Origin of the sequence: Mycobacterium sp. IS-2888 (assembly GCF_001954215.1) — a bacterium.
Classification (GTDB): domain Bacteria; phylum Actinomycetota; class Actinomycetes; order Mycobacteriales; family Mycobacteriaceae; genus Mycobacterium.
The window spans coordinates 1-3,286 of record NZ_MBET01000003.1; the positions used below are offsets into that span (position 1 = coordinate 1).

A 3,286-nucleotide genomic window follows, 5' to 3' on the forward strand; every position below is an offset into this window, starting at 1 on the left:
GCCGCGTGCTGTTGGTGGGCGACGCGGCGGGCTATGAGGACGCGCTGACCGGCGAAGGCATCAGTCTGGCCGTCAAGCAGGCGGCCGCGGTCGTCGGGGCAATCGTTCGTGACGATCCCTCGTCATACGAAGCCGCGTGGCACCGGATTACCCGCGACTATCGCCTGCTGACCCGGGCGCTGGTGCTGGCCAGCACGCCGCGGGTAGTGCGCCGTGCCATCGTGCCGGCGGGCGCGCTGTTGCCCGGCGCGTTCCGGGCCGGCGTGAACGTCCTCGCCGGTTAGCGCGCCTTCCAAACCGGATCCCGCTTTTCGGCGAACGCCAGCGGTCCCTCCTTGGCGTCCTCGGATCTGATCAGGACACGCATCTCGCGCATGGTGCGCTCCCAGCCCACTTCGTCTGCGGTGATCACGCCGTCGTCGACCCCGCAGGCGATGCGCTTGCTGGCCTGCACTGACAGCGGCGCATTGACGGTCACCCGCGCCGCCAGCGCCAAGGCCGCATCTAGCACCGAGCCCTCCTTGACCACCTGGTTGACGAGGCCCCACTCCCAGGCGTCGGAGGCCGTCAGTGGCTCACCGGTCAACAGCAGCTCCATCGCCACCTTGCGGGGCAACTGGTTCACGATCCGGAAGACGCCACCGGCCGCGGCGATCAGCCCGCGCTTGACCTCGGGTAGCCCGAATTGCGCATGCTCGTGGGCCACCACCAGGTCGCTGGCCAGCGCCAGCTCGGTGCCTCCCCCGAATGCCGTGCCGTTGACCGCGGCGATGGTGGGCTTGTCGATGAAGTGGTGCACGTACCCGGCGAAGCCCCATTCACCATGGTCGGGGTGGTACAGGTTTTCCCGGCGCGAGATCGCCTTGAGGTCGGCTCCGGCGCAGAACGACTTGTCACCCGCACCGGTGATCACCACCGCGCGCACCTCGGGGTCGTGTTGCGCGTCCTCCAGCGCGTCACCGACCCCGATGCTCACCGCGCTGTTCACGGCGTTGCGAGCCTCGGGCCGGTTGATCGTGATGACCATGACGTTGCCGGTCCGGTCGACCAGCACCGCCGGCTGCGCGGCTTCGGTCACAGGAGTTCCACGATGGTGGCGTTGGCCTGGCCCCCGCCCTCACACATGGTCTGCAGGCCGTAACGAATTCCCTTGTCCCGCATGTGATAGAGCAGCGTGGTCATCAATCGCGCGCCCGATCCGCCGAGCGGGTGGCCGAGCGCGATCGCGCCGCCGTTGGGGTTGAGCTTCTTCTCGTCGGCGCCGATGTCCTTCAGCCACGCCAGCGGCACGGGCGCGAACGCCTCGTTGACTTCGTACGCCCCGATGTCGCCGATGCTGAGCCCGGACTTCTTCAGCACCTTCTGCGTCGCCGGGATCGGCGCGGTCAGCATGATCACCGGGTCGGCTCCGGCCAGCGTCGCGGTGTGCACCTTGGCGAGCGGCTTCAGACCGAGCGACTTGGCCTTCTCGGCGGACATGAACAGGATGGCGGCGGAGCCGTCGGAGATCTGCGAGGAGTTGCCGGCGTGTATCACGCCGTCCTCCTTGAACGCCGGCTTCAGCGAGGCCATCTTCTCCATCGGCGTGCCGCGGCGGATGCCTTCGTCCTTGAGGACGACGTTGCCGTCCTGGTCCTTGATGCCCACGATCTGGTCGTCGAAAGCGCCGGAATCCTGTGCCGCCGCGGCCTTTTCGTGCGACCCCAGGGAGAACTCGTCGAGCGCGAGCCGGTCGAGGCCCCACTGCTCGGCGATCATTTCCGCGCCGAGGCCCTGGTTGGGCGTCCGGTCGTAGCGGTCCTTGAAAGCCTTGGGGTACGGGTTGCCGCCGCCGGCCAACGACGATCCCATCGGGGTCCGCGACATCGACTCCACGCCGCCGGCGACGACGACGTCATAGTGCCCGGCCACCACTCCTGCGGCGGCGAAATGTATGGACTGCTGGCTCGACCCGCACTGGCGGTCGACGGTCACGCCCGGCACGGTCTCCGGCCAGCCGGCCGCCAGCAGCGCGGTGCGGCCGATGTCGAGGGCCTGTTCGCCCGCCTGCATGACGCAGCCCCAGATGACGTCGTCGACGATCCCGGGGTCGATGCCGGCCTTGTCCGCCAACCCGTTGAGAACCTGCGCGGACAGGTCGGCGGGGTGCACCCCGGACAGCCCGCCGTTGCGTTTCCCGATCGGTGAGCGCACTGCCTCGACGATGACGGCTTCAGCCATGATGGTGTCTCCTTTGACAGACAAACTAACGAAGTGCTGTTGCGTCGATTGTCAACCAAGGGTTTGGGCGGTTATGTGGCGGGGTGGTCAATTCGCGACCGGTGGTCACATCGGCCACATGCGCACCTCGAGCTTTGACTATTATCCGGCGGCACGCCGAGATTGCCGCCACGGTCGTCGTCAGCACCGGGATCACAGCCCTCACGGCAATTTCGGCGCTACTGCGAACCAGAAATTTGTTCACCACCGGCGTCAAGCACGGCGATAATGGTTGGGTGAAGCGGCTCAACGGCATGGATGCGATGCTGCTCTACAGCGAGACGCCGAATCTGCACACGCACACGCTGAAGGTCGCCGTCGTCGACGCTGCCGAAAGCGAGTTCAGTTTCGACCTGTTCCGCCGCACGCTGCTACGCCGGTTGCATCGGCTGGATCCACTGCGCTACAAGCTGGTCGACATCCCGTGGCGAGCGCATCACCCGATGTGGCTGGAGAACTGCGAGGTTGACCTCGACTACCACCTGCGCCGGATTCGGGTCCCCGGCCCCGGTGGTCGCCGCGAGCTCGATGAGGTCATCGGAAAGGTCGCGACCACCCCGCTGGATCGCAGCCGTCCGCTCTGGGAGTTCCACTTCGCCGAAGGCCTGGCCGGTGGCCGTGTCGCGCTCATCGGCAAGCTGCACCACGCCTTGGCCGACGGGGTGGCGTCGGCGAATCTCCTTGCTCGACTCATGGACTTGCCGGGGCCGGTCCAAGACGAGCGCGACAACGACACGGGTTGCGTCCCGCCATCGACGGCGGAGCTGCTGCGGGCGGCGGGGCGCGATCATGTGCAGCAGTTTGCCGCGCTGCCGGCGGTGATCGTCGACGCGCTTTCCGGTGTCCGGCGGCTCCGTCGGCGCGGCCGCGAACGTGGTGAGCAACCGGATTTCGCCCGGCTCCTGCACGCGCCGCCGACATTCATCAACCATGTGGTCTCACCGGTACGGACGTTCGCGACCGCGACCCTGTCGCTGGCGCAGGTGAAACACGCGGGTAAGCGGTTGCGGATCACCATTAACGACGT

General features: G+C 67.4%; 4 protein-coding genes. 2 read left to right on the top strand and 2 right to left on the bottom strand.

The annotated features are described in order from the left end of the window. The coding region (locus A5745_RS00310) for an NAD(P)/FAD-dependent oxidoreductase (protein WP_371336748.1) at nucleotides 1-284 on the top strand (284 nt) is incomplete at its 5' end. Here the strand turns inward: A5745_RS00310 and A5745_RS00315 are convergent. After that, entirely contained in the window at nucleotides 281-1,027 is a 747-nt protein-coding gene (locus A5745_RS00315; protein WP_371336749.1) for a crotonase/enoyl-CoA hydratase family protein, read from the bottom strand. The genes A5745_RS00310 and A5745_RS00315 overlap by 4 nt on opposite strands. A 47-nt stretch (nucleotides 1,028-1,074) precedes the next feature. After that, nucleotides 1,075-2,220 carry a thiolase family protein gene (locus tag A5745_RS00320; RefSeq protein ID WP_076059739.1) on the bottom strand — a complete coding sequence of 382 codons (1,146 nt, stop codon included), beginning with the start codon at nucleotides 2,218-2,220 and terminating at the stop codon, nucleotides 1,075-1,077. Nucleotides 2,221-2,495: 275 nt separating this feature from the next. On the opposite strand from A5745_RS00320, the gene A5745_RS00325 reads away from it, so the two are divergent. Continuing rightward, the coding region (locus A5745_RS00325; protein ID WP_305800046.1) for a wax ester/triacylglycerol synthase domain-containing protein at nucleotides 2,496-3,286 on the top strand (791 nt) is incomplete at its 3' end.